Genomic DNA, 24,807 nt, shown 5'->3' on the forward strand with positions numbered 1-24,807 from the left:
ACCAAAACCAGTTGAACCACCCGCGTTGCAACGACCCCTCGAATCCACCCAGATTCCCGCGGGGTTCCCCTCACGGACGTTCGGTCAGGCCCAGAGCTGACCGTCAAGCCGTTCTGCCGCTTCGTCCAGCGACCCGGAATACGCGCCGGTCGACAGGTACTTCCAGCCGGCGTCCGCGACCACGAAAGCCACGTCCGCCTTCTCGCCGCGGGCAGCGGCCTTCTCCGCGACCCCGAGCGCGGCGTGCAGCACCGCGCCCGTGGAGATCCCGGCGAAAATGCCCTCGTGCTCCAGCAGTTCCCGCGTCCGCCGGAGAGCGTCGTACGCCCCCACCGAATAGCGTCCGTTGAGCACACTTTCGTCGTACAGCTCCGGCACGAACCCCTCGTCGAGGTTGCGCAGGCCGTACACTAGCTCGCCGTACCGGGGCTCCGCCGCGATGACCTGGACGTCCGGCTTGTGCTCGTGCAGGTACCGGCCGACCCCGACCAGCGTCCCGGTCGTCCCGAGGCCGCCGACGAAATGCGTCAGCGTCGGCAGGTCCGTCAGCAGCTCCGGCCCGGTCCCGCGGTAGTGCGCGTCCGCGTTGGCCGGGTTGCCGTACTGGTAGAGCATCACCCAATCGGGATTCTGCTTCGCCAGCTCCTTGGCGCGGCGCACGGCCTCGTTCGAGCCGCCCGCGGCAGGCGAGAACACGATCCGCGCGCCGTACGCCTGCAGCAGCTGCTTGCGTTCGGTGGACGTGTTCTCCGGCATCACGCACACCAGGCCGTAGCCCTTGAGCTTCGCGGCCATGGCCAGCGAAATCCCGGTGTTGCCCGAGGTCGGCTCAAGGATCGTGGACCCGCGCCGCAGGATGCCGTCCCGCTCCGCCGCCTCGATCATGGCCAGCGCGGGCCGGTCCTTGATCGAGCCGGTCGGGTTGCGGTCCTCGAGCTTCGCCCACAGCCGCACCTCGTCGGTCGGCGACAGCCTCGGCAGGCCGACCAGCGGGGTGCCGCCGAGCGTGTCGAGGAGGGACTCGTAGCGAGCCATCGGCTCAGCGCGCGCCGCCCGCGACGGCGGGCAGGATGGTGAGGGTGTCGCCGTCCTTGACCTCGGCGTCGAGCCCGCCGGAGAAACGCACGTCCTCGTCGTTGACGTAGACGTTGATGAAGCGGTGCAGCTTCTCCTCCTTGACCAGGCGCGCCTTCAGCCCGGCGTGCCGCGACTCGACGTCGTCGATGATCTCGAGGACAGTCTTGCCCGACGCCTCGACGGACTTCTCGCCGCCGGTGTGGGTGCGCAGGATGGTCGGGATGGACACGGTCACGGCCATGGTCTTCTACCTCCGGGTGGGTTCCTACACGCTGACGCATCGGACGCCGCGCTTTATTCCGCGGGAGTTCAGTCGAGGATCTCGACCGGCTCCTCGGTGATCTCGGCGTCCACGATCCGGTACGAGCGGAACTCGTGCGAATCGGGCTCTCTTGTCGAGACGAGCACGTAGTGCGCGTCGGGTTCGGCGGCGATGTTCGCGTCGGTGCGCGAGGGATAGGCCTCGGTCGCGGTGTGCGAGTGGTAGATGACCACCGGGACCTCGTCGTTCGCGTCCATCTCGCGGTACAGCTTGAGCAGGTCGCCCGAGTCGAACTCGTAGAACGTCGGCGAGCGCGCCGCGTTCAGCATCGGGATGAACCGCTCGGGGCGGTCCGAGCCGACAGGACCGGCCACCACCCCGCACGCTTCGTCGGGGTGGTCACGGCGGGCGTGGGCGACGATCTCGTCGACGAGTTCACGGCGGATCCGGAGCACACGGACATCTTAGTTCGTGGACCGAACGAGTCCACACTGTGAGAGCTACCGCTCATCCCCAGGTCAGGGCACAATTGGCGGATGCCGGTGTCCTCGAAGATCCGCGAACGCTGCCGTGGCCTGCTGGCCGAAGGGGACGTCGTCCAGTACGTGTTCCCCGCCACATCGCTGATGGTGACGATGATGGCCGCGCACCGGAACTTCCTCGTCGTGGTCACCGACCGGCACGTGACGGTGCTCACCTGCAGCACTTTCCGCCGGTGGAAGCCGGTTTCGGTGTGGGCGCAGCTGCCGCGCTCGACCGAACTGGGCCCGGTGGACCTGCATCCCTCGCTCGGGCCGACAGTGTCGTTCGGCGACCTGGTGCTGGAGATCGAGGACGAGTACGTGGCCGCCGTGCGAGCCGCCGACCTCGAACGGAGCGAGGACGCCCTCCCTAAGGACCCGTTCTGATCGTCGGTGCCTCCGGCCACACATCCCGATAAGCCGGGATGCCAGCCGCTGAAGTCGCCGACAGCAGCCCGTGCACCATCGCCCGCGCGAACACCCGCGCCGCCGCCGCGCACAACGCGTCCAGCGCGCCCGCTCGTGCCGCCACCGCGAACGACCCGGGCTCCCCCGGCAGCTGCTGCGCGCCCGTTGCCAGCGCGAACACGGTGTCGCCGTCGAACATCGAGTGCGCCGGACGCACCGCACGCGCCAACCCGTCCTGCGCGGCGACCGTCAACCGGCGCGCCTCGGCCTTCGTCAGCGCCGCGTCGCAGGCCACCACACCGATCGTGGTGTTCAGATCGGTCCGCTGCCCTGGCACTTCGCCGGGCCGATCCGGCCAGCGGACGCCGAACTCGCCGTCCACCTCGTGATCGGCGGCATAGGCCCGGCCAGTCGCGAAATCCACCGCCTGGCCCGCCGCGTTCACCGCGGCGATCGCGCCGACAGTCACGTCGCCGACGACCTCGCTCGCCGTCCCGATGCCGCCCTTGAGCGAACCGACCACGGCTCCAGCGCCCGCGCCGACGGTGCCCATCGCGACCGCCTCCCCGGCGGCTTCGCAAGCGGCGTAACCGAAATCGGCGTCCGGGCGGTTGCCCCACGCGCTGCGCGGCAGGTCGAACAGCACCGCCGCGGGCACGATCGGCACCACCTCATACGGCTGCGCGCCAACGGGGAACCCGAGATTCCGCTCGGACAGCCACCGCAGCACGCCGTCCGCCGCCGCGAGCCCGTACGCGCTTCCGCCGGACAGGCAGACCGCATTCACCTGCTGCACCAGGTTTTCCGGCTCCAGCAGATTGGTCTCGCGGGTGCCGGGCGCGCCGCCGCGCTGGTCGACCGCGCCGGTCGCGCCGTCCGGCACGAGCACGACGGTGGTTCCGGAGGCCCAGCCATCGCCGAGTCGCTGGTGATGGCCTACGAGCACGCCGGGAACGTCGGTGATTTTGCCGCCGGTCAGCCGGTCAGCGCCTGGATCAGCGTCTCCTGCACCCATGTCAGCCAATGGTAGACGCCGAGATGGGGGGCGCGGGGGTCGTCGTCCGGCAGCTCGTCGGGCATGTCCTCGGTGACGTCGAGCGCCGTGCCGAGCGCCAGCCGGACGTCGTTCAGCGCGCCGAGCCAGGCGTCGGCCTGCTCGAAGGTCAGCTTCACCGAGCCGCCGTCGCGCGGGAGCGTGTCGAGCACGATCTTCGCGACGCCGACCTTCTTCTCCAGCAGCTCCGGCTCGTGCAGCGAGCGCATCGCGGCCGCCGAATCGAGGTCCTCGCGGCTCGGGTTGTCCGGGTCGAGCCGGTGGAAGTCCGGCAGCAGCCGCGACAGCACCGGGTCGTCCGGCGATTCGGCGGGCCCGGTGCGGATCCCGGTCAGCTCGGCCAGTTCGTCCTGCGGGGCCTCCTCGGCCCGGGCGGTGAGCATGTCCTCCAGCTGCCCGACCAGCCCGCGCAGCACCGCCGCTTCCTGCTGTTCGAACCCGGCGAGGATGGCGTCCCCCTTGCGCCGCCAGGCCTTCACGAGGGCTGTTCCATGGTCGCCCACAGGCCCGCCGCGTGCAGCTTCGCCACGTCGGTCTCCACTTTCTCCTTGGAACCGGACGACACGATCGCCCTGCCCTTGTTGTGCACGTCGAGCATCAGCTTCGTGGCGTGGTCCCGGCTGTAGCCGAACAGCTTCTGGAGGACGTACGTCACGTACGACATCAGGTTGACCGGGTCGTTCCAGACGATCGTCCGCCAGGGCTGGTCGGATTCGGCCAGCTCGGCCCCGAGTGGATCGACCTGCGTCTGTTCGGATGCGACAGGCGTGGACATGCCCACCATGGTGTCACGGGGCCATCCCGGTACGCCGCGCCAGGTCCGTCCATGTGAGTGAATAGGCTGCTCCCATGGGTTCCCCCGAGCCGGTCACCAGCGCCAGCACGGCGCTGCTCACCGACCACTACGAGCTGACCATGCTGGCGAGCGCGCTCGCGGACGGGACGGCCGACCGGCCGTGCGTGTTCGAAGTCTTCGCGCGAAGGCTTCCCGACGGCCGCCGCTACGGCGTCGTCGCGGGAACCGCGCGCGTGCTCGACGCGATCGCCGACTTCCGGTTCACCGACGCCGAACTGGCCATGCTGGAGCAGACCGCGGTCGTCGACCCGGAAACGCTGGCGTGGCTGGCCGACTACGAGTTCCGCGGCGACATCGACGGCTACCGCGAAGGCGACCTGTACTTCCCCGGCTCGCCGATCCTGACCGTGACCGGCAGTTTCGCCGAAGCGGTCGTGCTGGAGACGGTGGTGCTGTCGATCCTCAACCACGACAGCGCGATCGCTTCGGCCGCGGCGCGGATGTCCGGCGCGGCGCACGGCAGGCCGATCATCGAGATGGGCGGACGGCGCACCCACGAGTACGCCGCGGTCGCCGCCGCGCGCGCCTCCTACCTGGCCGGATTCGCCACCACGTCGAACCTCGAAGCGGGCCGCCGCTACGGGATCCCGACCCGCGGCACCGTCGCGCACGCGTTCATGCTGCTGCACGACAGCGAGGAAGCCGCGTTCCGCGCCCAGGTCAGCAAGATGGGTGCGGACACCACTCTCCTGGTGGACACCTACGACATCACCGCGGGCATCGAGGCGGCCGTGCGCGTCGCCGGCCCGGAGCTGGGCGCGATCCGGATCGACTCCGGCGACGTCGGCCCGCTCGCCCGCAAGGCCCGCGACCAGCTTGACTCGCTCGGCGCGAAGGACACCCGGATCGTGGTGTCCGGCGACCTCGACGAGCACGCGATCGCGGCGCTGCGCGCGGAGCCGGTGGACGCGTACGGCGTCGGCACCTCGGTGGTCACCGGATCCGGCGCGCCGACCGCCGGGATGGTGTACAAGCTGGTCGAGGTCGACGGCCGTCCGGTCGCGAAACGCAGCGCGCACAAGGAATCCCGCGGCGGGCGCAAGCACGCGCTGCGCCGGCACCGCAGCACCGGCACCGCGGTCGAGGAAGTGGTCTGGACCGCCGCGAGCGGCCGCCCGGAAGCAGGCGAGAACGATGTCGATCTGCAAATCCCCCTGGTGCGCGGGGGCGTGCCGATGGATGATCTGCCCACGCTGGACGACGCGCGTGCCCGCCTGCGGCGCGCGCAGGTGAGCCTGCCGTGGGAAGGCCTCAAGCTCTCGCACGGCGAGCCCGCGATACCGACGACTTTTCTGTAGGGAGCCGACCATGGGGACCGCGCTGATCGTGGTGGATGTGCAGAACGACTTCTGCGAGGGAGGCTCGCTCGGCCTGCCGGGCGGCGCGGCTGCCGCGGCGGCCATCTCGCAGCGGATGGCCGAGGGCGGCTACACGCACATTGTCGCCACCCGCGACCACCACATCGACCCGGGCGACCACTTCAGCGACACGCCCGACTTCAACACCAGCTGGCCGCCGCACTGCGTTGCGGGCACGGCGGGCGCGTCGTTCCACTCGGCGCTGGACGTGGTGCCGGTCGAGGCGGTGTTCTCGAAGGGCGAGTACACCGCCGCGTACTCCGGTTTCGAGGGCAAGTCCGGCGACGGCAAGACGCTCGAGGAATGGCTTCGCGCGCATGAGGTGACCGACGTCGACGTTGTCGGCATCGCGACGGATTTCTGCGTGCGCGCCACCGCCCTCGACGCCGCAGGCGCCGGGTTCACCGTGCGGGTGCTGCTGGACCTGACCGTGGGCGGCTCGCAGCCGACCGTGGACGCGACGCTGAAGGACTTCGACGAGGCGGGGGTGCGCTACACCGGCACGCCCGCCCTGCCGCCCTCGTGAGTGTTAATCCCGGTTCTAACCGTCATCGCCACTCACGAGACCCCGGGCCAGGCGGCGGACGGCGGGCTCGCAGCGGAGACGTCGTGCGTGGCTATCCCGGGGAGAACCGGCATAGCCACTCACGACTCTGGCGCGCCGCCCCTCCCGTACGGGTTGCACGCCGCCGTGCCCAGGTAAATGTCCCCGCTGGCCGGACCGCCTTGCGGGAACAGCTTCACGTGCACCGCGTGCGTGACCAGGCTGCCGTCGGCGGGCTGCGGCGTCACGGTCTCGTTCAGCGTGATCGTCGCCAGCGCCGTGCCCGCCGCGCCGCCGGGGATCGTGACGCGGTAGTTCGCCGGGATCGAAGACGGCACGGTGAATCCGGAGACCTCGCCGATCGACATCGACCCGGTGCTGCCCGAATCCGTCGTGGTGGCGCAGCCGGCCGAGTACGTGCGGACCTTCAGCTCCGGCCCGCCGTACCGGGTGAGCAGGTCGGATTCGAACCGCTGCCCGCCGGTCCGCACGTCCGCGACCGGACCCTTCCGTTCGCAGGTGGTGCCGCCGAAGCCGAACACCGCGACCTCGCCAGCCGCGCCGCCGGGGGTGCGCGCGGAAGCCGGACCGTCGGCGTCGCAGCGGGCCAGTTCGCCGGTGACGACGTGTTCGTGATCCACCAGCACGTCGAGGCTTCCCGCGGAACCCCAGCCGGTGGAGGTCGGCGGATCGGCGTGCGCCACCGCCGGCGCCGTCGCCAGGAAAACCCCAGTGACCAGCAGAATCCGTCCGCGCATTCGACCTGTCTCCCTTCGCCCGTGCTTCGACATCGGCAGCGCGGCGGGAATCCCAAACGTCGACGGTCGCAGCTCACCCGGACGAGTGGCGGAAGACAGGGGTGGTGAGGAACGCAACTTGTCTCGTTCCACCGCCTCGCTCGACGATAACCTGCCCGGACGTCCGTTTTCCGTGGTTGGAGGTCCCGTGTCGTCACTGTCTCTCCCGGCCCGCCGTCAGGTGCTGGCCGACCTCGTGCCCGGCACCCTGGCGCGCGACCTGGCGCTGGTCGCCGGCGGCGCCGTGCTCACCGGCGTGGCCGCGCAGCTGGTCATCCCGCTTCCGGGCACGCCGGTGCCGATGACCGGCCAGACCTTCGCCGCGCTGCTCGTCGGCGCGACGCTCGGCATGCGCCGCGGTGCCGCTTCGATGCTGCTGTACTTGCTCGTCGGCGCGGCCGGCGTGCCGTGGTTCCAGGGCGGGACGTCCGGGCTGTCCGGAGCCTCGGCGGGTTACATCGTCGGCTTCGTGTTCGCGGGTGCGCTGGTGGGCGCGCTCGCCCGCCGCGGCGGCGACCGCACCCCGCTGCGCATGGCGGGGACCATGGTGCTCGGCAATGTCGCGATCTACGCGTTCGGCGTGCCGTGGCTGATGGCCGCCACCGGATTCGATCTCGCCACCGCTTTCGACAAGGGCGTCACGCCGTTTCTCGTGGGTGACGTGCTGAAGACCGTGGTCGCGGCCGGCGTGCTGCCGCTCGCGTGGACCGCGGTTTCGCGGTTCCGCAAGGAAGACTGAGCCGGATTTCCGGGAGCTTCGATCCGGCGCGAGGGGTCCGTTCGCGCCGGATCGAAGATCCTGTCGGACCTGGCGGCTATCGTGTCTCGCTGTGCCCGCCCGAACCGATTTCCCCGGCGTCCTCGAACTCCTCACCCACGCGGTGGAGTCTGTCGGCGGCGCTGAACGCCCCGGCCAGGTGAAGATGGCCGACGCCGTCGGCCACGCCATCCGCACCGGCGAACACCTCGCCGTGCAAGCGGGAACGGGCACCGGCAAATCGCTGGCGTACCTCGTGCCCGCGATCCGGCACGCGGTGGAGAAAGACACCACCGTCGTCGTCTCCACGGCCACCATTGCGTTGCAGCGCCAGCTGGTCGACCGTGATCTCCCGCGCCTGGCGAAGGCGCTCAAGAAGCCGCTCGGGCGCGAACCGACCTTCGCGATCCTCAAGGGCCGCCGCAACTACCTGTGCCTGCACCGGCTCGACACCGGCCCGGCCGACGAGCCCGAGGACGCGCAGCTGTTCGACCCGTTCGCGGTGTCCCGGCTGGGCAAGGAGGTCACGCGGCTGCACGAGTGGACGTCGGACACCGAAACCGGCGACCGCGACGAGCTGGTGCCCGGCGTGTCCGACCAGGCGTGGCGGCAGGTCTCGGTCACCGCAAGGGAATGCCTCGGCGCCGCGAAGTGCCCGGTCGGCACCGATTGCTTCGCCGAACGCGCGCGCGCCGAAGCGGGTCGGGCCGACGTCGTGGTCACCAACCACGCGTTGCTGGCCATCGACGCACTGCAGGGCTACCAGGTGCTGCCGGACCACGACCTGGTGATCATCGACGAGGCGCACGACCTGGTCGACCGGGTCACCTCGGTCGCGACCGGCGAACTCACCAGCGCCATGGTGTCGGCCGCCGCGCGACGCTGCGGAAAGCTGATGGACGCGGGCATCGCGGACCGGCTGCTGGAGTCCTCCGACGGGCTCGCGCTGATCCTCGACGACATCCCGGCCGGAAGGCTCGACGCGCTGCCCCGTCCGTTGCAGGGCGCGATCCCGGCGGTGCGCGACGCGGCGAAGGAATGCCTCACCGCGCTGGGTTCGGATCGCAAGGAAGACGTCGGCGAGGCCACCGCGCGCAAGCTGGCTCGGTCGCTGCTCGAAGAAGTGCACGACACCGCAGTACGGCTGCTCGAAGCGTACGACGAGGATCTGGCGCACCAACGCGACGTCGTCTGGCTGACCGGCGACAAATACTCGGCGAACCCGCGACCGCCGGCGTTGAAAGTCGCGCCGCTGGGCGTCGCGGGGCTGTTGCGGGAGCGCGTGTTCAACCAGCACACCACCGTGCTGACCTCGGCGACGCTCACCCTCGGCGGCGAATTCGACACCATGGCGCGGCAATGGGGTCTCCCGCCGAGCGGCGCGCGCGTGGTGAAGTCGCCGGGCACGGCCACCGACAAGGAAGCTCCCTCGGACGAGGACACCGGCCCGAAGTGGACCGGGCTGGACGTCGGCTCGCCGTTCGACCACCGCCGCAACGGCATCCTCTACCTCGCCAAGCACCTGCCGCCGCCGGGAAGGGACGGCCTCGCCGAGTCCACAATGGACGAACTGGCCGGGCTGGTCGACGCCGCGGGCGGCCGGACGTTGGGCCTGTTCTCCTCGATGCGCGCGGCGAAACAAGCCGCCGAAGCGATGCGGGAACGCCTCGACCACCCGATCCTCTGCCAGGGCGACGACGCCACGCCGTTGCTGGTGCGGCAGTTCTCCGAAGACGCGCGCACCTGCCTGTTCGGCACGTTGACGCTGTGGCAGGGCGTGGACGTGCCAGGGCCGTCGCTGCAGCTCGTGGTGGTGGACCGGATCCCGTTCCCCCGTCCGGACGACCCGGTGTCCTCCGCTCGCCAGCGCGCGGTGGAAGCCCGAGGCGGCAACGGATTCCTCACCGTCGCCGCGACGCACGCCGCGTTGCTGCTGGCACAGGGCACCGGACGGCTGCACCGCTCGGTCACCGACCGCGGCGTAGTGGCCGTGCTGGACTCGCGTCTGGCCACCGCACGCTACGGCGGTTTCCTGCGCGCGTCGCTGCCGCCGTTCTGGCCGACAACAGATCCGCAGGTCGCCCGCGACGCATTGAAGCGACTCGACGCGGCCGCGCCCGCCTGACCGAGCGAACCGGACAGGCGGGTACGGTGAGTGGAACGAACACGACAGGGAGCACCGTTGACCCAGGATTCGTCCAGCGCACAATCCCGGACCGTCAGTGTTGACGACACCGGGGTTCGGCGCCGGCTCGCCGATGGCAGCGAAGAAGCTGTGACGTGGTCGGAACTGAGCTCCGTCATGGTGAGAGTCATCCCGGACGGCCCCTGGAACGAAGACGTCTTCTTCATGCTGGTCGGCAACGACGGCAAAGGCACCGCGGTCCCGAGCGGCGACCCGGCCGCGGACGCCCTCATCGAACGCCTGCAGACCTTGCCCGGCTTCGACAACGAGAAGTTCATCGAGGCGATGACCACGGACGCCGACCAGGCGTACGTGGTGTGGCAAAGCTGAGCGCGTTTCGCTGATACCCCGCTCCAGAGTGGGGGGTGCTTATGGCCGGCGGGATCGGGAATTCTTGCCGGGCGAGGGTTGGCGAGCCGTGGTGCCGACGAGTTTCGTCGCGGCTGCGCGATGCCGGTGGCTCGCCGCGGCTGCGCGATGCCGGTGGCTCGTCGCGGCTGCGCGGTGCGGGTGGCTCGCCGCCTCAGCTCGGCGCGGTGCTCCGGCAACCGCTCACCGCAGCCGCTCGGCGCTCCGACCGCGAACTGCCCGTCGCCGCTGCCCAGCGCGCCATCGCGGAACGGCCCCACGGCAGCGTGACCACAAGAATCACCTGCGACCCCGGCTCAGCGGTCCGCTGCAAGCACCGCCCATTACGCCAGCCCGACCGCACAGCGCCGCCCGGCTTGTTCGGCAACGAGACCCACCCGCGGCTCGGCGGCCTTTGCCATGAACCGCCCGCGAGCGCGATTCGGCGGCCCGCCACACCGACCACCCGCCGCCGCGCCTCAAGCGGTCGGGAAGGTCTCCGTCACCGGAATGGCCTTCTTCAGCGTCCGGCTCACCGTGCACAGCCGCTCGATCGCCCGGTCCACCGCGCCCGCCAGGGCTTCCCGCTGAGCTTCGTCGAGAGCCGACACGTCGACGTCGAACGCGACGTGCACCGCGTCCAGTTCCGAAGCTCCCTCGCGCCGGTCGGCGGTCACTGAGACCCGGAACTTCGAGTCCTCGCCCACGCGCCGCGTGATCAGCTGTTCCGCGGTCACCGCGGAGCAGCCCGCGGCCGCGATCTGCAGGAGTTCCGCCGGGGAGAACGCGCCCTCCGCGCCGGCCCGGCCCAACCGCACTTCCGCGCCGCGCTCGTTGCGGCCTACGAAACTGTGCGTGCCTTCGCGCTGCACTTCCAAGGTCATCCGAGACGCCTTTCCACCCGTCGGGTCACTGCATGGGCGCAACCGCGCGGGTCACGCCGATGTTCCGGGCTGCTGCGCCAGCACGGTGATCGTGCCGGGATCGACCTCGGTGAATCCCGCGTCGCGGACAGCGATCACGCGATTGTCCCGCCAGGCCGCCTCCGGGTCCTCGACCGGGCACAGCTCCTTCCACCGGGCCGGACTGGGAGTGCGGACCGCGACCCGGTAGTCCTTCGCCGCCCACGCCGCCAGCTCGTCGTCCGGCAGCAGTGCCGCGAGGATCATCGTGGCGTGCCCGACCTGCGCGGACGCCTTGCCGACGGTCATCGGGACATCCGGGTTCAGCATCAGCAACGGGACGTCCGCCGGAGCCGGGCCGGGAGTGTCGGCGGGCAGTTCGCTGCCGGAGATCTGCAACCGCGAGACCTCTTTCGGAGCCTCCTTGACCAGCCCGGGCACGAGCGCCCGCGCCTGCGCACCGTCGACCTCGATGGTGCTTCCCGGCAGGTCGAGCACCGCCTGCCAATGCGCGCCACGAGCCCGGCGCGCGACCTTCCGGATGCGGTTGTCGAGCCACGCGTGCACCGGCTCGGCCCATTCGCCGCCGGGCTGGACGCGTTCGTCCAGGCACACCGCCAGCGCCGCCGCGGCCGCCGCTTCGAGCAGCGCGGTACGGCCGGGTGGTTCAGCGCGTTCGATCCGCAGGATGACCGGCATCGCGCGGACCTCGTCCGGGTGCTCGTCCGAGGTGTCCGAGGTGTCCTCGGCGGGGAGGCCGAGCCACGAGGCGTACCGGCTGCGCAGCGGTTCGAGCAGAGGGTTCACGGGCGGGCCAGTTCGAGTCCGTCGGCCGCGTCCGCTGCCTCGACCTCGGCGCGCGTGACGCCGAGGACGAACAGCACCGCGTCGAGGTACGGGTGCGAGAGCGCGGTGTCGGCGACCTCCCGCAGCGCGGGCTTGGCATTGAACGCGACACCCATGCCGGCCGCGGCCAGCATGTCGATGTCGTTGGCCCCGTCGCCGACCGCGACGCACGCGCCCAGCGGGATCCCGTACTCGCCGGCGAACCGGCGCAGCGCGGTCGCCTTGCCCGCGCGGTCCACGATGTCGCCGACCACGCGGCCGGTGAGCTTGCCGTCCACGACCTCCAGCTCGTTGGCCGCCGCGAAGTCAAGGCCGAGGTCATCCACGAGATGGTCGATGACCTGGGTAAACCCGCCGGACACGACACCGCAGCGGAACCCCATGCGCTTGAGCGTGCGGACGGTCGTGCGAGCCCCCGGAGTCAGTTCGAGCTTCCCCGCGACCTCGTCCATCACGCTGGCGGGCAGCCCCGCGAGCAGCGAAACACGCCGCTCCAGCGACTCGGCGAAGTTCAGCTCGCCGCGCATCGCGGCCTCGGTGATCTCGCGGACCTGCTCCTCGACCCCGGCGTACGCGCCGAGCATTTCGATGACCTCGCCCTGCACGAGCGTGGAGTCGACGTCGAAGACCACCAGCCGCTTCGCCCGGCGCGTGATGCCCGCGCGCTCGACGGCGACGTCAATGTTGGCCTCGGACGCCGCGTCAGCCAGCGTGGACCGCAGTTCGGCGTCGGTCTCCTCGGTGTCTTCGCGCACCGAGACGTACAGCTCAAGCCCGGTCACCGGGTAGTCGGCGACGCTGCGAATCGAGTCGATGTTCGCCCCGACGCCCGCCAACCGCCGCGCGACCTCGGAGAACGCGCGCGCGGTCACCGGACGCCCGAGCAGGACCAGCACGTGCGACGAATCGCGCCTGCCGAGCGCGAACGGGTCCGCGCCGATCGCGTCGCCGATCCGGACCTCGACCTCCATGCCGACGGTCGCCATTGCCTGCTCGACGGACTCCTGGAGCCCCTCCGGGTCGCGGTAGACCCCGGCGAGCACGCCGAGCACGAGCTGCCCGCGGATGACCACCTGCTCGATGTCGAGCACGTCCACGTCGTGCCGGGTGAGCACGGCGAACAGCACGGACGAGACCCCGGGCTTGTCCGGGCCGGTCGTGGTGATGAGGACGGGAGTCTGGCTCACTGGTTCGGTATCCCTCGTTCGTCTCGGCACCGACGCTTAGGCCACGGCGAGTCGGCACGCCCAGTCTGGCCTCCAGCGGCGGCGGGCAGAACGCCCCCGTGCCCTGCTTCACACCGCCAGTGCCACGAACGGGCGAGGAGAGGGCGGCGTGCGGGGAGCGGGGGTCCGGGGCTGGGGTGAGGTCGCTAAGCGGCGAGCACACCGCCGGTGCCACGAGCGGACGAGGAGAGGTCCTGAAGCCGGGCTGGCCGGGGGTGAGCGGGGCTGGCCGGAATGAGCCCGGCTGGCCGGAGTGAGCCCGACTGGTCGGGGTGAGCGGGGCTGGCCGGAATGAGCCCGGCTGGCCGGAGTGAGCCCGGCTAGCCGGAGTGAGCCCGGCTGGCCGGAGTGAGCCCGGCTAGCCGAGGTGAACGGAGCTGGCCGGAGTGAGGTCGGCTGGCCGGAGTGAGGTCGACTAGCCGAGGTGACGGAGCTGGCCGGGGTGAGCGAAGCCGGCCGGATGGCCGGAGTGAGCCCGGCTGGCCAGAGGTGAACCAGACTCGCCGGAGCGAGCCAGACTCGCCGGGGTCTGGCACGTGGAGCGTGTGTGAGCGGGGCGAGCGAATCTGGCTCGCCCCGAGTGAGACGGCTGGGCGGGCTCGCACGCGGAGCGTGCCGCTGGCGGCCGCACGGCCGGATGCGGGCAGCGCAGCGAGGCCCGCGGGGTAAGGGCTCGTGAGTGGTGATGCCGGTTCTAACCGGCATCACCACTCACGACGCCCCGGCGACCGGCGAGCAATTCCGGGTGCTCGCGCGATGTACCCGCTGACCGGGACGACCGCCTGGCACCGCTCGGGCCACAGCGCCGCGTGGAGCGTGCGAAAACGGCGCGTGCCCGGCCGAGGTTGTTCCTCGACCGGGCACGCGCCGGGCATATCTTCGAGCGCCGGTTACTGCTCGCTCGCGTTGTCCTTGCTGTGGTCGCCCGGCATGGTGGCGTCCACGAGCTTCTGCGACGGGGCCCCGATGTGCTTGGCCTTGCCGAAGAAGCCGATCTCGCCTTCCGCGTGGAGGCGTTCGACCATGTGCGGGTAGTGCAGCTCGAACGCGGGCCGCTCGGAGCGGATCCGGGGCAGTTCGGTGAAGTTGTGCCGCGGCGGCGGGCAGGACGTGGCCCACTCGAGCGAGTTGCCGTAGCCCCACGGGTCGTCGACCGTGACGATCTCGCCGTACCGGTAGCTCTTGAACACGTTCCAGATGAACGGCAGCGTGGACGCCCCGAGGATGTACGCGCCGATCGTGGAGATCGTGTTCAGCGTGGTGAACCCGTCGCTGGCCAGGTAGTCCGCGTACCGCCGCGGCATGCCTTCCGCGCCCAGCCAGTGCTGCACCAGGAACGTGGTGTGGAAGCCGATGAACGTGGTCCAGAAGTGCCACTTCCCGAGCTTCTCGTCCATCATCCGGCCGGTGATCTTCGGGAACCAGAAGTAGATCCCGGCGAAGGTCGCGAACACGATCGTGCCGTAGAGGACGTAGTGGAAGTGCGCCACCACGAAGTAGCTGTCCGACACGTGGAAGTCGATCGCCGGGGCGGCCAGCATGATGCCGGTCAGACCGCCGAAGAGGAACGTGACGATGAAGCCCATCGAGAAGATCATCGGCGTCTCGAAGGACAGCTGGCCCTTCCACATCGTGCCGATCCAGTTGAAGAACTTCACGCCGGTCGGGACCGCGATGAGGAACGTCATGAAGGAGAAGAACGGCAGCAGGACCGCGCCGGTCGCGTACATGTGGTGCGCCCACACCGCCACCGACAGCGCCGCGATCGACAGCGTCGCGAAGACCAGGCCCTTGTAGCCGAACACCGGCTTGCGGCTGAAGACCGGGAAGATCTCCGACACGATCCCGAAGAACGGCAGCGCGACGATATAGACCTCGGGATGGCCGAAGAACCAGAACAGGTGCTGCCACAGGATCACCCCGCCGTTGGCCGGGTCGAACACGTGGGCACCGAGGTGCCGGTCCGCCATCAGGCCGAACAGTGCCGCGGTGAGGATCGGGAACGCGAGCAGGATCAGGATGCTCGTGATCAGGATGTTCCAGGTGAAGATCGGCATCCGGTACATCGTCATGCCGGGCGCGCGCAGGCAGACCACCGTGGTGATCATGTTGACCGCACCGAGGATGGTGCCCAGACCGGACACGGCCAGTCCGGCGATCCACAGGTCGGCTCCGACGCCGGGCGAGTGGATGGCGTCCGAGAGCGGCGTGTAGGCGAACCAGCCGAAGTCGGCGGCGCCGCCGGGCGTCAGGAAGCCGGACAGCACGATCAGGCTGCCGAACAGGAACAGCCAGTAGGAGAACGCGTTCAGCCGCGGGAACGCCACGTCGGGCGAGCCGATCTGCAGCGGCAGGATGAAGTTCGCGAACCCGAACAGGCTCGGCGTCGCGTACAGCAGCAGCATCACCGTGCCGTGCATGGTGAACAGCTGGTTGTACTGCTCCTGGGACAGGAACTGCTGCCCCGGCTGGGCGAGCTCCGTCCGGATGAGCATGGCCATCGCGCCGCCGATCATGAAGAAGGCGAACGACGAGACCAGATACATGATCCCGATCTGCTTGTGGTCCGTCGTGCGGAACAACCGCAGCAGGTACGAACCCTTTGCCGTCTCGCGCGCGGGATACGGGCGCGTCGCGATCGGCTTGGGGGCTACGGCCGTCACTCCTGCCTCCAACACTGCAACCTTGTGGTGGTCAACTTCGGGGCGCTCGGGCTCAGGCGAGCCTGATCCGGGCGGTTAAGGGGATCGTAGCCCTCGGTACCGACAGTCGCGCGCACCGGCTGGTTAGATCACCGCATGACCGACCCGTACCGCACCGCGGCGGTCTCCTCCGCGCTCGCCGCCGGCCGCCGGTTCGGCCTCGCGACGGACTCGGCCGAGGTGCTGCACGAGCGCTCGAACGTGCTGGTGAGGATGGGTCCGGTCGTGGCGAGAGTCCCGGCCACCACCCGGTTGCTGCGGCCGGACGCGACCGCGTGGCTGGAGCGGGATGTCGCCCTTTCGGCCTACCTCACCGAACGTGGTGTGCGCGTCGTCTCACCGACCGCGGATCCCCCGGCCGGACCCCATTTCGCGGAGGGATTGCCGGTCACGCTCTGGCACTGGACCCCGCACGATCCGGACCATCGGCACGGGCCGGACGAGACCGCCGGATCGCTCGCCCGGATCCACGCCGCCTTGCGCGACTATCCCGGCGAACTGCCCTCCCGCGGCCCGGTCAGCGAGCTCCTGGACACCGTCGACCGCAGCGGTTCGCTGCTGGACGGCTTCGCCGACCGGATCCGCACGGAAACCGAACGGCTCGCCGCGCTGCTGCCGTCGGGCCCGGTCCAGGCCCTGCACGGCGACGCACACCCCGGCAACCTCATCGAAACCGCCGACGGCCCGTGCTGGCTCGACTTCGAGGACACCTGGCGCGGACCGCTCGAATGGGACCTGGCAATCCTCGCGCGACAGGGTGGTCCGGAGTTCCTCGCTGCGTACCCAGGCGAAGCGGACGAAGCCGTCCTCGCCACGTGTACGCAGCTTCGCTCGCTCTTCGCGGTGGCGTGGCGGTTCCTGATCGCACAGCGCTTCCCTCACCGCCTAGGCGAAGCACGCGCCGCGGCCGTCGACTACTTCAGCTGACCCAGCCGAGGATCGCTTCGACCACGCCAGCCGGGTCCTCCAGCGGTGTCAGGTGCCCGACGTCCGGGAGGACGGCGAGGGTCGCGTCGGGCAGCGCCTCGACCATGGTGTTGGCGGCGTCGAGCGGCGTGATCGCGTCGCGCTCCCCCACGATGACGAGCGCCGGGACGTCGGTTTCGCGCAGCAGGTCAACGGAATCGGGCCGGTTGCGCATTGCCCGCGCGGCCCAGGCGACCCCGGACGGCGGCTGCGCGTCGATCAATTCGCGCACGCGCGCGCGAACGTCGGCGGACGCGGTGTCGGCCAGCAGGTTCGGCAGGTTCCCGTCGGCCAGCCAGCCCTTGACGCCTTCGGCCTCGGCGCGGTTCGCGACATCGAGCCGGGTTTGCGCGGCTTCGGGGGTGTCCGCGGTGGCTTTGGTGTCGATGAGGACCAGCCCGCCGACGCGTTCGGGAGCCTGCCGCAGGACGGCCATCGCCAGGTAGCCGCCCATCGAACAGCCGCCGAGAACCACCTGGTCGAGTTCGAGCTTGTCCAGGAGCGCGACGACGTCCCTCGCCGCGTCCGCCAGCTCCGGCTCGGCTTCGGTCTCCGGCAACGGACTCCGGCCGAGGCCGCGCTGATCAGGCGTGATGACCCGGAGGCGTTCCGCGAGCGGCGCGCGGAGCGGGTCCCACATGCGGGCGTCGAGCGGGAAGGCGTGCAGGAGCACCAACGGCAGTTCGGTCATGGCGGAGATTGTCGCTGTTTTTCGCCGCGATTTTTGTCGGACCCGGTCGTTATGGTCGGGACGTGACAGAGATCGTGACGGAAAGGCTGGTGCTGCGGCACTTCGTGGAGACAGATCAACAAGCAGTGGTGGAGATCCAGAGCGACCCGGAGACGAACCGGTACCACCCCCGTCCGCCGGACACCGAGACCACGCTGGTGATGTTCGGCAGCTGGCTCGAGCACTGGGCGACGTTCGGCTACGGGTACCTGGCGGTCCGGGAGCGGGGCAGGCCGGAGGCCGCCGACGGGTCGGACGTGATCGGCATGACCGGAGTGCGCAACCGGGAGTTCCGGGGCGAGAAAGTGCTGAACCTGGCGTATCGCTTCCGTCCGTCGGCGTGGGGGAAGGGTTACGCGGCGGAGGCGGCGCGGGCGTCGGTGGAGTGGGCGGAGCGGGAAATACCGGCGATTCCGGTGCTGATCAGCGTCGCGGTGACGAACACGCCGTCGTTGCGGGTGGTGGAGAAGCTGGGGTTCACGGACTACGTGGAGGAGGAGTACGACGGAGCGCTTTCACGGCATTTCCGGCGGTGAGGGTGGCTGGCCGCGGGCTTGCGAGATCTTCCGGTTCTCGATCCGGCGCGGGGTTCGCGGGACAGCGCCGGTAGCCGCAATCGGTGTTCCCGGAGCGGCCGGGCGGACGCTCGGGCGTGGGATCGCGATGCCTTCCGCTCCCCGCTCCAACACAGGCTCCCCGCTCCAACACAGGCTTCGCGAGACAATGGATGCACCCGCGACCGCCGTCCCCTGGAGTGGCCAGGCGAACGCTCGGGCGTCGGGTCGCGACTTTTTCCAGGATCCGATCCGGCATGGGCTTCGCGAGCCAACGGCTGCACCATCCCCGAAAGAGCCCGGCCAACGCGACGTCCTCCATTCCCGCTCCGACACGGACATCACGAGCCAACGCCTGCACCACCCCCGAAGGAGCCCGGCCAACGCGAGGTCCTCCATCCCCACTCCGACACGGACATCACGAACCAACACCTGCACCCGTAACCGCCGTCCTGGAGCAGGCGGGCGAATGCGAGATCGCACGGCTTTGCTTTCCTCGCCGCGGCGCAAACTTCGCAAGACGACGCCGGTGCACGGACTCCGGCTTCCCCGAACCGGCCGGGCGGAACTCCGCCTCCACCGGACTCGCCACGCTCGGCGGCAGGTGAACGTGCCGCACGCCGGGTGACGGCATTCGTCGCCCTTGGGCCCGCGCCCAGCGGCAGTGGGGGAACGCGGGCCCGAGGACAGCGCGGGCGGAGGTCGGCGAGTCTCAGAGGCGGCTGGCGTTCTTCCAGTCCTCCGCGGTGCCGGAGTCGGCGAACAAGGTCACCACGGTGTCGTCCGGGGTGCGGGTCGCGGCCAGGCGGCGGGCGGTGAGCCAGTTGGCCGCCGCGGAGCCGCCGATGGCGGTGCCGGTGGCGTCGCGGAAGTCGCGCATGCTGCGGAGGACCTCGGGGTAGGACACGGTCTGGTGCTGGACGCCGGGGATCAGGTCGCTGACGAAGCGCTGGCGCATCCCGTATCCGAGGCCGCCCGCTCCGGGGAACTTGGCGGTTTCGTTGGGCGGGCTCGCGGTGCCGAAGGGAAGTTCGGCCGGGGTCACCGCGACGACGTCGAGGTCGCCGTACTCGGTGCACAGTGCGCGGGCGACTCCGCCGAGGGTCGCGCCGCTGCCGACCGCGGCCACCCACGCGGACGGGCGTCGTCCGGCCAGCTGGGTGATGATTTCCTGGCCGGTGAGGAACTGGTTCACCGCGAAGTTGTGCAGGTCGCGGTGCTGCGCGACCATCGTCCACCGGGGGTCGGCGTCGGCGATTTCCTTGGAGAGCTTGAGAAATCCGAGCACGAACTCCGAACCGCGGGAGAATTCGACAGTCGCTCCGGTGCCGCGGATCTCCTCGACGACGCTCTCGGCCATCGAACTCGGCAGCACGACCTTGATTGGGATTCCGGCCAGTTTTCCCAGCTGAGCCAAGGCTCGCGCCATGTTGCCGCCCGACCCGGCGACGATGCGCAGGTCGTCCAGGCGGTCGGCGTTGGCGTTCACCGCGCCGCACAGCAGCGAGTACGCGGTGCGGTCCTTCACTGAGCCGAACGGGTTCTCGAACTCGTACTTGGCGAAGATCTTCGCACCGCCGTCCGGCCCGGGGACCTCGACGAGCCGGGAGTGCCCGAGCCGGTCCCGGAACTCCTTCAACGCCGGGAACCGTTCCAGGGTCAGCCGCTCGTCGAACATCTCGTCCAGCGGCTCGCCGATCGTCAGGTCGATCACGTCCTGGTAGGCGTTCGTCATGACTCCTCTTTCTCGCCTCGGAAACCGCGTCGAACTGTAGCCGTTTTCTCTTGCGTATCAACGTTTTTCCGCACCCATGGCTGAACGCTTCAGCCAGCGAGCGCGCGGGCGAGGCCAGTCAGCTGAACCGCCGCCGCGCGGTAGCTCAGCGGCGGTTCGGGCTGCCACGGATAAACCCGCCCGGTCCGGACGGCTTCCTGCCGTTGCCAGAACGGATGCCCGGCGACGTCCGCGGGTTGCAGGCTCGTGGAACGGGCGTCCACCATCAGCACGTCCGCCGGGTACCGCAACGAGTTTTCCCAGGACAGTTTCAGTGCGTACTTGCCCCCGGGCGGCAGTACGATGGGCACTCCGAGCGCGAGGTACTCCCGCAGCAACGGCCATCCCGTGCGAGCGATCCGGATCCCGTCCGGGTCGATCGAAACGAACAGCACCCGAGGCGTCCGCCGCGCCACCGCACGCAGTTCAGCACTTGCCCGCAGGTACTCGGCCCGCTGCGCCGCGACGCCGGACGCGCCGAGCGAAGCGGCCAGGTCGCCGAACCGCTGCAGCGAATCCGGCAGCTCGGCCGCGTAGCTCTCGAAAGACGCCACCGGACAGAACTTCCGCACCTGCGCCCCTACCCCTGGATCGAGCTGGGAAAGCCCGTACTGCAAGGAGTCCAGCACCAGGTCCGGCTTCAGCGCGCCTGCTCGTTCCACGTTCAGCTGGCCCCACGCGGAGCCTAGAACAGCGGCGCGGTCAAGACTTCCCAGGGTCGCCCGATCAAGCTTGCGCCCCTGCGCCAGAACTCCGCCGTATACCCCGGCCACGTCGACGCCGTAGTCGTGCAGAGTGCTGGCCACGGTGACGTAAGCGATGATTCGCCTTGGCACCGAAGAGAATTCCAACCGCAGCCCGGCGTCGTCGGCGATCGTCCACGGGCCCGGCGGCGCCTCCCGGACCGGACCGGCGGCCGCGGAACCCGGCGACAGCCGTGGCGCGACCACCGCGGCTGTCGCGGCGACCGCGCCGAAGAGCACGGTCCGCCGGGCGGGCTTGCCCGCGCCCCTCGCCATCAAACCTCCTGTGCCGCAGGGAGAAAGTGTTCGTCCGTCCCAGTCGGACACTTGCCCGGATTAGGATTGCCTAACCATAATCCGGCTCCTGCGAACGGAGAAGCCGCTCGCCTTCTCCGGGGATGAACATGGCACCAGCTCAGCGAATACCCGCTCCGCACCGAATCGCCGTGCGTCCCGGCGCGGGATGGGCCGGCGCGCTCGCGGCGCTCGCGATCGTCGCGCTGGCCAGCGTGTGCGCGGGAGCGACGTTCGTTTCCCCCGGCACGGTCCTGGACGCACTGCTGCACTACGACCCCGCCCGGCTGGACGAGCTCGCGGTGCGGACGCTGCGGCTGCCTCGCACACTCGTCGGGCTCGCGGCCGGAGCCGGGCTCGGCCTTGCCGGTGCGATCCTCCAGTCATCGGTGCGAAACCCGCTGGCAGATCCCGGAATCCTGGGCATCAACGCCGGAGCGGCACTGGCGATCGTGCTCGGCCTGACCACCATGGGTTCGCTGACCGGATCGTCCACCGCTTGGCTCGCTCTGGCCGGTGCCGCGATCGCCGCGGCCGTGGTGCACCTGCTCGCCCACCGGTCGCGCGGCCCGGTGACGCTGCTGCTCGCCGGAACCGCACTCACCGCGATCCTCACCTCGGCGACCAGCGCTGTCCTGCTCACCGACGGCGGCACGTTCGCCCAGTTCCGGTTCTGGCAGGTCGGTTCCCTGACCGGACGGCCGGTCTCGGTGCTCCTTTTCGGCGCGGCGCTGCTCGTGCCCGCGCTCGGCTGCGGACTGCTGCTGGGCAGGGCGCTCAACGTGCAGGCGCTGGGCGAGGACCTCGCGATCTCGCTGGGGCAACGAAGCGCGCCGGCGAAACTGCTGTCCAGCGCGGTGGTCGTGGTGCTGTCCGGGGTCGCCACCGCGATCGCCGGGCCGATCGGCTTCCTCGGACTGCTGGTGCCGCATCTGGCGCGGCTGATCACCGGACCGGACCAGCGCTGGGTGCTGCGCTATTCAGTAGTGCTGGGCCCGCTGCTGCTGTTGCTCGCCGACCTCCTCGGCCGGTTCGCGGCCGGACCGGCGGAGCTGCCCGCGGGAGTGGTGACCGCGGTGTTCGGGACGCCGGTGCTGATCGTGCTGGCGCGCCGCAAGAAGCTCTCGGCGGCCTGAGGTGCAGCACGCCAGGCCCCGCCGCGATGGGCCTATCGATCCCGCCGGTCCGGCACCGCTCACGCGCGGCGGGCTGGCATGAATCGCGCCCCTCGCCCACCGGAGTCTTCCGGCCACTCGTCCCCGCCCACCGTGCGCAGTCCAGGCGCGACAACCCCACGGCAACCGACCATGAACCGAACCGCCCGCCTCGTCCCGCCGATCCTCGCCGTCCTCGTGGCCGGTCTCCTCGTCGCGGGACTCCTCTACGGCGACTTCCCCCTCGCGCCGTCGTCCGTCCTCCGCGCGCTCGCCGGAACCGCCGACCCGCGGGCGAGCTTCTTCGTCCTGGACGTCCGGCTTCCCCGGTTGCTGCTCGCCGTGACGACCGGCGCGGCCTTCGGGCTGGCGGGCGCGATCGTGCAATCCCTGGTCCGCAATCCGCTCGCCAGCCCGGACGTGCTCGGCACGACCTCCGGAGCCGCGGCGGCCGCGGTGTCCGCCTTGCTGCTGTTCGGCTGGACCGGGCCTGCCGTGTCGGGCGCGGCGTTGGCCGGCGGGCTGGTCACCACCGGCGTGGTGCATCTGCTGGCCACCGCGCAGGGGCGGAATCTCGTTCTCATCGGCGTGGCGATCGCGGCCTTGCTGGCCGGCGGGGTGTCTTGGCTGCTCACCGTCGGCGAGGTGACTGAAGCGCAGGCCGCGCTGGTGTGGCTGACCGGGACGCTCGACGGCCGGTCTTGGGCGGAGCTGGTGCCGGTGCTGTGGTTCACGATCCCGGCGGCTTTGGCCGTGGTGCCGTTCGCGCGGCCGCTGACGCTTCTCGGGCACGGCGACGACCTTGCCCGCTCGCTCGGGGTCGCGGTGGGCCGGACCCGCGTTTTCCTGACGATTGCGGCCACGGTGCTCGCTTCGGCCGCCACGGCGGCGGTGGGGCCCGTTGCCTTCGTGGCACTCACTGCTCCGGCGTTAGCCCGGCTGCTGACCGGCAGCCGGGAGCCGTCGCTCGCGGCGTCGGCGTTGCTGGGGTCCGCGTTGCTGATGCTGGCCGATCTGCTCGCGCGTTCGCTGAGTTCGCCCGCGGAAATCCCGGTCGGGGTGGTGACCGGGATCGTCGGCGGGGCGTATCTGCTGTTCTTGCTCGTCGGCCGGGGAATGCGGTGAAGGAATACCGCCGAAACCGTTCACACGATCGTTTCGCACTCTTCAATCGACGCCAGTAGAAAATCGCATCCGCCGGCACAATCGTCGATTCGCAGGGAAACGTTTCCGATCACCCGGGAAAGGTCCGCGGCCATCCGGCGCAGTTCCCGCTCGGCCGCCGCGGGGACGCCGGGGCCCGCGCTGAGCTGCCGGATCCAGCTCACGTCCTGCGCCGCCCAGGAAAGCAGCGCGCGGTCGTCCAGCCTGCCGTCCAGTGCCAGCAGCTGGTCCACCCTCGACCGCAGCGCGCGGATCATCAGCGGCTCGACCGTGACCGGGGCCGGGGCGGGCGGGCAGACGTCGCGGGCCGCCAGCGCGGGCCACAGGTTCGCCAGCCGGATTTCCTCGCCCAGCTCAGCGGAAAGGATCGAGACGACCACCGCGGGCAGCGGATCGCGCGGCGTGACCCCGCGCAGCCAGTGGTAGGGGGCCTTGGCGCTGATCGTGCCCGGCCCGAGCCTGCGGTTGATCTCGCGGGCGAGCCGGTCCGGCGACCAGGAAAGCCGCCGCAGGCAGGCGCCGAGAACGCCTTTGGCCGCAGGCGAAACCGACGGCCGGGAACCCGGGCGCGGCGAACCGGACGGGGCGGCGGCCGGGCCGGTCCGGCCCGCACGTCCGCGACTGAGCGCATTGCCTTCCGGACCGGGCACATGATTTACCCGTATCGGATACCGTGCCTGCACGAAATCCCCCACATCCGCCGGATCGCGACGTCTTGCCTCGATGCTAACGGACCGGCCGCGCCCCGACAATTGACCGGCGCCGGTGAGCTGCCTCACGAATACCGGGAAAATTCCTTCGCGACGGTTTTTTTCGCGGTCCGATTACGCGGTCCGCGGAACGGCGAGCACTTTGCTTCCCGCGGGCAGGTCGGAGACCACGAGCGCGGTCGCGCCCACGAACGAATCGTCGCCGACCTCGACCGGGCCGAGCACCGTGGCGCCGGCCCCGAAGGTGACCCGGTCGCCGACCGCCGGATGCCGTCGTTCGCCCGCGTCCCTTCTGTTGTCGCGCCACCAGCCGACCGCGCCGAGCGTCACCTGCTGGTACAGCGTGACGTCTTCGCCGACTACCGCGGTCTCCCCGATGATCACCCCGGTGCCGTGGTCGATGAACAACCGGCGGCCGATCACCGCGCCGGGATGGATCTCGACGCCGGTGAGCACCCGCGCGAGATTGGTCAGCAACCGTGCGGCGATCCGGTGCCCGCGCCGGTAAAGCGCGTGCGCGACGCGATGGATCCAGACCGCGGGCAGCGTGGAATGGGCCAGCGCCTCGGCGAGGGTGTCGATCGACGGATCCCGTTCGACGATCGTACGGAGGTCTTCGCGCATCCGTGCCAATGCGCCGAGGCGACCGGAATCCGCGGCGGCGCCGGACTCGGCACGACGCGGCGGCGCCGGGCGGGCGGACCGGACAGTGACCATCGTTCAGCCCTTCCCCTTCGTCTTTTCCCCAAGGTCGGCTACTGCGGTGACTTCGTGCGGGCCGTCCGGGAACATCGTGACGACGACGTCCTCCGGCGGCAGCTTCGCGGCGACTGCGCGGGCGACGAGCCAGTTCGCCGCTGAAGCCGAGCCGATCT

26 protein-coding genes are annotated in these 24,807 nt (G+C 70.4%); 10 read left to right on the forward strand and 16 right to left on the reverse strand.

Translation table 11 applies throughout. The features are described from left to right. Positions 1 to 84: 84 nt before the first annotated feature. From A4R44_RS40845 to A4R44_RS40855, 3 genes are all read right to left on the reverse strand, one after another. Positions 85 to 1,035: a PLP-dependent cysteine synthase family protein gene (locus A4R44_RS40845; protein WP_067593660.1), complete on the reverse strand. Its 951-nt coding sequence runs from the start codon at positions 1,033 to 1,035 to the stop codon at positions 85 to 87. Positions 1,036 to 1,039: 4 nt separating this feature from the next. Further along, positions 1,040 to 1,318: a MoaD/ThiS family protein gene (locus A4R44_RS40850; protein WP_009082495.1), complete on the reverse strand. Its 279-nt coding sequence runs from the start codon at positions 1,316 to 1,318 to the stop codon at positions 1,040 to 1,042. Positions 1,319 to 1,386: 68 nt separating this feature from the next. Then, positions 1,387 to 1,794, reverse strand: a complete 408-nt coding sequence (locus A4R44_RS40855; protein WP_067593663.1) for a Mov34/MPN/PAD-1 family protein — start codon at positions 1,792 to 1,794, stop codon at positions 1,387 to 1,389. 81 nt (positions 1,795 to 1,875) lie between these two features. Here A4R44_RS40855 and A4R44_RS40860 point away from each other — a divergent pair, with 81 nt between their 5' ends. Then, positions 1,876 to 2,247, forward strand: a complete 372-nt coding sequence (locus tag A4R44_RS40860) for a hypothetical protein (RefSeq protein WP_067593666.1) — start codon at positions 1,876 to 1,878, stop codon at positions 2,245 to 2,247. Here the strand turns inward: A4R44_RS40860 and A4R44_RS40865 are convergent. From A4R44_RS40865 to clpS, 3 genes are read right to left on the reverse strand one after another with little or no spacing between them, the layout of a single operon-like run. After that, positions 2,231 to 3,283, reverse strand: coding sequence for a P1 family peptidase (locus A4R44_RS40865; protein WP_067593669.1), 1,053 nt, complete (start codon positions 3,281 to 3,283; stop codon positions 2,231 to 2,233). The two genes, A4R44_RS40860 and A4R44_RS40865, sit on opposite strands and share 17 nt — an antisense overlap. Beyond that, on the reverse strand, positions 3,244 to 3,801 hold the full coding sequence (locus A4R44_RS40870; protein WP_067593672.1) for a DUF2017 domain-containing protein: 558 nt from the start codon (positions 3,799 to 3,801) through the stop codon (positions 3,244 to 3,246). The genes A4R44_RS40865 and A4R44_RS40870 overlap by 40 nt, the downstream gene beginning before the upstream one ends. Beyond that, positions 3,798 to 4,097 (reverse strand): ATP-dependent Clp protease adapter ClpS, encoded by a 300-nt coding sequence (clpS, locus tag A4R44_RS40875; protein ID WP_067593947.1) that lies wholly within the window; start codon positions 4,095 to 4,097, stop codon positions 3,798 to 3,800. The genes A4R44_RS40870 and clpS overlap by 4 nt, the downstream gene beginning before the upstream one ends. A gap of 74 nt (positions 4,098 to 4,171) precedes the next feature. On the opposite strand from clpS, the gene A4R44_RS40880 reads away from it, so the two are divergent. Both A4R44_RS40880 and A4R44_RS40885 read left to right on the forward strand, forming a co-directional pair. After that, positions 4,172 to 5,476 carry a nicotinate phosphoribosyltransferase gene (locus tag A4R44_RS40880; RefSeq protein ID WP_067593675.1) on the forward strand — a complete coding sequence of 435 codons (1,305 nt, stop codon included), beginning with the start codon at positions 4,172 to 4,174 and terminating at the stop codon, positions 5,474 to 5,476. A 10-nt stretch (positions 5,477 to 5,486) separates the two neighbouring features. Further along, complete coding sequence (locus A4R44_RS40885) at positions 5,487 to 6,062, forward strand: isochorismatase family protein (protein ID WP_067593678.1); 576 nt, start codon at positions 5,487 to 5,489, stop codon at positions 6,060 to 6,062. Between the two features lie 119 nt (positions 6,063 to 6,181). On the opposite strand, the gene A4R44_RS40890 is transcribed toward A4R44_RS40885, so the two are convergent. Beyond that, positions 6,182 to 6,838, reverse strand: coding sequence for a choice-of-anchor P family protein (locus A4R44_RS40890; protein ID WP_067593681.1), 657 nt, complete (start codon positions 6,836 to 6,838; stop codon positions 6,182 to 6,184). A 187-nt stretch (positions 6,839 to 7,025) separates the two neighbouring features. Between A4R44_RS40890 and A4R44_RS40895 the strand changes: the two genes are divergently transcribed. The 3 genes from A4R44_RS40895 to A4R44_RS40905 all read left to right on the forward strand — a co-directional run bounded on the left by A4R44_RS40895 (position 7,026) and on the right by A4R44_RS40905 (position 10,149). Further along, a complete protein-coding gene (locus A4R44_RS40895; protein WP_067593684.1) occupies positions 7,026 to 7,616 on the forward strand; it encodes a biotin transporter BioY in 591 nt (196 codons plus the stop codon). Positions 7,617 to 7,707: 91 nt separating this feature from the next. Further along, entirely contained in the window at positions 7,708 to 9,759 is a 2,052-nt protein-coding gene (locus A4R44_RS40900) for an ATP-dependent DNA helicase (protein ID WP_067593687.1), read from the forward strand. Between the two features lie 57 nt (positions 9,760 to 9,816). Further along, entirely contained in the window at positions 9,817 to 10,149 is a 333-nt protein-coding gene (locus A4R44_RS40905) for a hypothetical protein (protein ID WP_067593690.1), read from the forward strand. Between the two features lie 497 nt (positions 10,150 to 10,646). On the opposite strand, the gene A4R44_RS40910 is transcribed toward A4R44_RS40905, so the two are convergent. The 4 genes from A4R44_RS40910 to ctaD all read right to left on the reverse strand — a co-directional run bounded on the left by A4R44_RS40910 (position 10,647) and on the right by ctaD (position 15,804). After that, positions 10,647 to 11,051, reverse strand: coding sequence for an OsmC family protein (locus A4R44_RS40910; RefSeq protein ID WP_067593693.1), 405 nt, complete (start codon positions 11,049 to 11,051; stop codon positions 10,647 to 10,649). A 51-nt stretch (positions 11,052 to 11,102) separates the two neighbouring features. After that, positions 11,103 to 11,876, reverse strand: a complete 774-nt coding sequence (locus tag A4R44_RS40915; protein WP_067593696.1) for a peptidyl-tRNA hydrolase — start codon at positions 11,874 to 11,876, stop codon at positions 11,103 to 11,105. Then, a complete protein-coding gene (serB, locus tag A4R44_RS40920; RefSeq protein WP_067593699.1) occupies positions 11,873 to 13,102 on the reverse strand; it encodes a phosphoserine phosphatase SerB in 1,230 nt (409 codons plus the stop codon). Before serB ends, A4R44_RS40915 begins: the two co-directional genes overlap by 4 nt. Before the next feature lie 929 nt (positions 13,103 to 14,031). Continuing rightward, positions 14,032 to 15,804, reverse strand: coding sequence for a cytochrome c oxidase subunit I (gene ctaD, locus A4R44_RS40925; RefSeq protein ID WP_067593702.1), 1,773 nt, complete (start codon positions 15,802 to 15,804; stop codon positions 14,032 to 14,034). A gap of 135 nt (positions 15,805 to 15,939) precedes the next feature. Here ctaD and A4R44_RS40930 point away from each other — a divergent pair, with 135 nt between their 5' ends. Beyond that, the gene (locus tag A4R44_RS40930) at positions 15,940 to 16,770 is read left to right on the forward strand and encodes a phosphotransferase enzyme family protein (protein WP_067593705.1); all 831 of its coding nucleotides are present in this window, start codon (positions 15,940 to 15,942) and stop codon (positions 16,768 to 16,770) included. Here A4R44_RS40930 and A4R44_RS40935 read toward each other — a convergent pair. Beyond that, positions 16,763 to 17,500 (reverse strand): alpha/beta fold hydrolase, encoded by a 738-nt coding sequence (locus A4R44_RS40935; protein WP_067593708.1) that lies wholly within the window; start codon positions 17,498 to 17,500, stop codon positions 16,763 to 16,765. The two genes, A4R44_RS40930 and A4R44_RS40935, sit on opposite strands and share 8 nt — an antisense overlap. Before the next feature lie 62 nt (positions 17,501 to 17,562). On the opposite strand from A4R44_RS40935, the gene A4R44_RS40940 reads away from it, so the two are divergent. Next, entirely contained in the window at positions 17,563 to 18,075 is a 513-nt protein-coding gene (locus A4R44_RS40940; protein WP_232792001.1) for a GNAT family N-acetyltransferase, read from the forward strand. Positions 18,076 to 18,805: 730 nt separating this feature from the next. Here A4R44_RS40940 and A4R44_RS40945 read toward each other — a convergent pair. Both A4R44_RS40945 and A4R44_RS40950 read right to left on the reverse strand, forming a co-directional pair. Next, positions 18,806 to 19,828 carry a pyridoxal-phosphate dependent enzyme gene (locus tag A4R44_RS40945; RefSeq protein ID WP_095213932.1) on the reverse strand — a complete coding sequence of 341 codons (1,023 nt, stop codon included), beginning with the start codon at positions 19,826 to 19,828 and terminating at the stop codon, positions 18,806 to 18,808. An 89-nt stretch (positions 19,829 to 19,917) separates the two neighbouring features. After that, positions 19,918 to 20,886 (reverse strand): ABC transporter substrate-binding protein, encoded by a 969-nt coding sequence (locus A4R44_RS40950; RefSeq protein ID WP_067593711.1) that lies wholly within the window; start codon positions 20,884 to 20,886, stop codon positions 19,918 to 19,920. A 170-nt stretch (positions 20,887 to 21,056) separates the two neighbouring features. Between A4R44_RS40950 and A4R44_RS40955 the strand changes: the two genes are divergently transcribed. Together A4R44_RS40955 and A4R44_RS40960 are read left to right on the forward strand one after the other, a co-directional pair. Further along, positions 21,057 to 22,040 (forward strand): iron ABC transporter permease, encoded by a 984-nt coding sequence (locus A4R44_RS40955; RefSeq protein ID WP_232792002.1) that lies wholly within the window; start codon positions 21,057 to 21,059, stop codon positions 22,038 to 22,040. A gap of 171 nt (positions 22,041 to 22,211) precedes the next feature. After that, positions 22,212 to 23,183, forward strand: a complete 972-nt coding sequence (locus tag A4R44_RS40960; RefSeq protein WP_157905127.1) for an iron chelate uptake ABC transporter family permease subunit — start codon at positions 22,212 to 22,214, stop codon at positions 23,181 to 23,183. 20 nt (positions 23,184 to 23,203) lie between these two features. On the opposite strand, the gene A4R44_RS40965 is transcribed toward A4R44_RS40960, so the two are convergent. Together A4R44_RS40965 and epsC are read right to left on the reverse strand one after the other, a co-directional pair. Beyond that, positions 23,204 to 23,872: a hypothetical protein gene (locus A4R44_RS40965; RefSeq protein WP_067593721.1), complete on the reverse strand. Its 669-nt coding sequence runs from the start codon at positions 23,870 to 23,872 to the stop codon at positions 23,204 to 23,206. A 174-nt stretch (positions 23,873 to 24,046) separates the two neighbouring features. After that, on the reverse strand, positions 24,047 to 24,649 hold the full coding sequence (epsC, locus tag A4R44_RS40970) for a serine O-acetyltransferase EpsC (RefSeq protein ID WP_067593724.1): 603 nt from the start codon (positions 24,647 to 24,649) through the stop codon (positions 24,047 to 24,049). Between the last annotated feature and the right edge of the window lie 158 nt (positions 24,650 to 24,807).

The organism is Amycolatopsis sp. M39 (assembly GCF_001651785.1).
In the GTDB taxonomy this organism is placed as follows: Bacteria; Actinomycetota; Actinomycetes; order Mycobacteriales; family Pseudonocardiaceae; genus Amycolatopsis; species Amycolatopsis rubida.

What these genes read in the sequence shown, in the direction of transcription:
- A4R44_RS40945 (WP_095213932.1), bottom strand. Translation starts at nt 19,828, where the DNA reads ATGACGAACGCCTACCAGGACGTGATCGACCTGACGATCGGCGAGCCG.
- A4R44_RS40960 (WP_157905127.1), top strand. Translation starts at nt 22,212, where the DNA reads ATGAACCGAACCGCCCGCCTCGTCCCGCCGATCCTCGCCGTCCTCGTG.
- A4R44_RS40845 (WP_067593660.1), bottom strand. Translation starts at nt 1,035, where the DNA reads ATGGCTCGCTACGAGTCCCTCCTCGACACGCTCGGCGGCACCCCGCTG.
- A4R44_RS40935 (WP_067593708.1), bottom strand. Translation starts at nt 17,500, where the DNA reads ATGACCGAACTGCCGTTGGTGCTCCTGCACGCCTTCCCGCTCGACGCC.
- epsC (WP_067593724.1), bottom strand. Translation starts at nt 24,649, where the DNA reads ATGGTCACTGTCCGGTCCGCCCGCCCGGCGCCGCCGCGTCGTGCCGAG.
- clpS (WP_067593947.1), bottom strand. Translation starts at nt 4,097, where the DNA reads ATGTCCACGCCTGTCGCATCCGAACAGACGCAGGTCGATCCACTCGGG.
- A4R44_RS40860 (WP_067593666.1), top strand. Translation starts at nt 1,876, where the DNA reads ATGCCGGTGTCCTCGAAGATCCGCGAACGCTGCCGTGGCCTGCTGGCC.
- A4R44_RS40865 (WP_067593669.1), bottom strand. Translation starts at nt 3,283, where the DNA reads ATGGGTGCAGGAGACGCTGATCCAGGCGCTGACCGGCTGACCGGCGGC.
- A4R44_RS40910 (WP_067593693.1), bottom strand. Translation starts at nt 11,051, where the DNA reads ATGACCTTGGAAGTGCAGCGCGAAGGCACGCACAGTTTCGTAGGCCGC.
- A4R44_RS40885 (WP_067593678.1), top strand. Translation starts at nt 5,487, where the DNA reads ATGGGGACCGCGCTGATCGTGGTGGATGTGCAGAACGACTTCTGCGAG.
- A4R44_RS40950 (WP_067593711.1), bottom strand. Translation starts at nt 20,886, where the DNA reads ATGGCGAGGGGCGCGGGCAAGCCCGCCCGGCGGACCGTGCTCTTCGGC.
- A4R44_RS40880 (WP_067593675.1), top strand. Translation starts at nt 4,172, where the DNA reads ATGGGTTCCCCCGAGCCGGTCACCAGCGCCAGCACGGCGCTGCTCACC.
- A4R44_RS40850 (WP_009082495.1), bottom strand. Translation starts at nt 1,318, where the DNA reads ATGGCCGTGACCGTGTCCATCCCGACCATCCTGCGCACCCACACCGGC.
- A4R44_RS40930 (WP_067593705.1), top strand. Translation starts at nt 15,940, where the DNA reads ATGACCGACCCGTACCGCACCGCGGCGGTCTCCTCCGCGCTCGCCGCC.
- A4R44_RS40890 (WP_067593681.1), bottom strand. Translation starts at nt 6,838, where the DNA reads ATGCGCGGACGGATTCTGCTGGTCACTGGGGTTTTCCTGGCGACGGCG.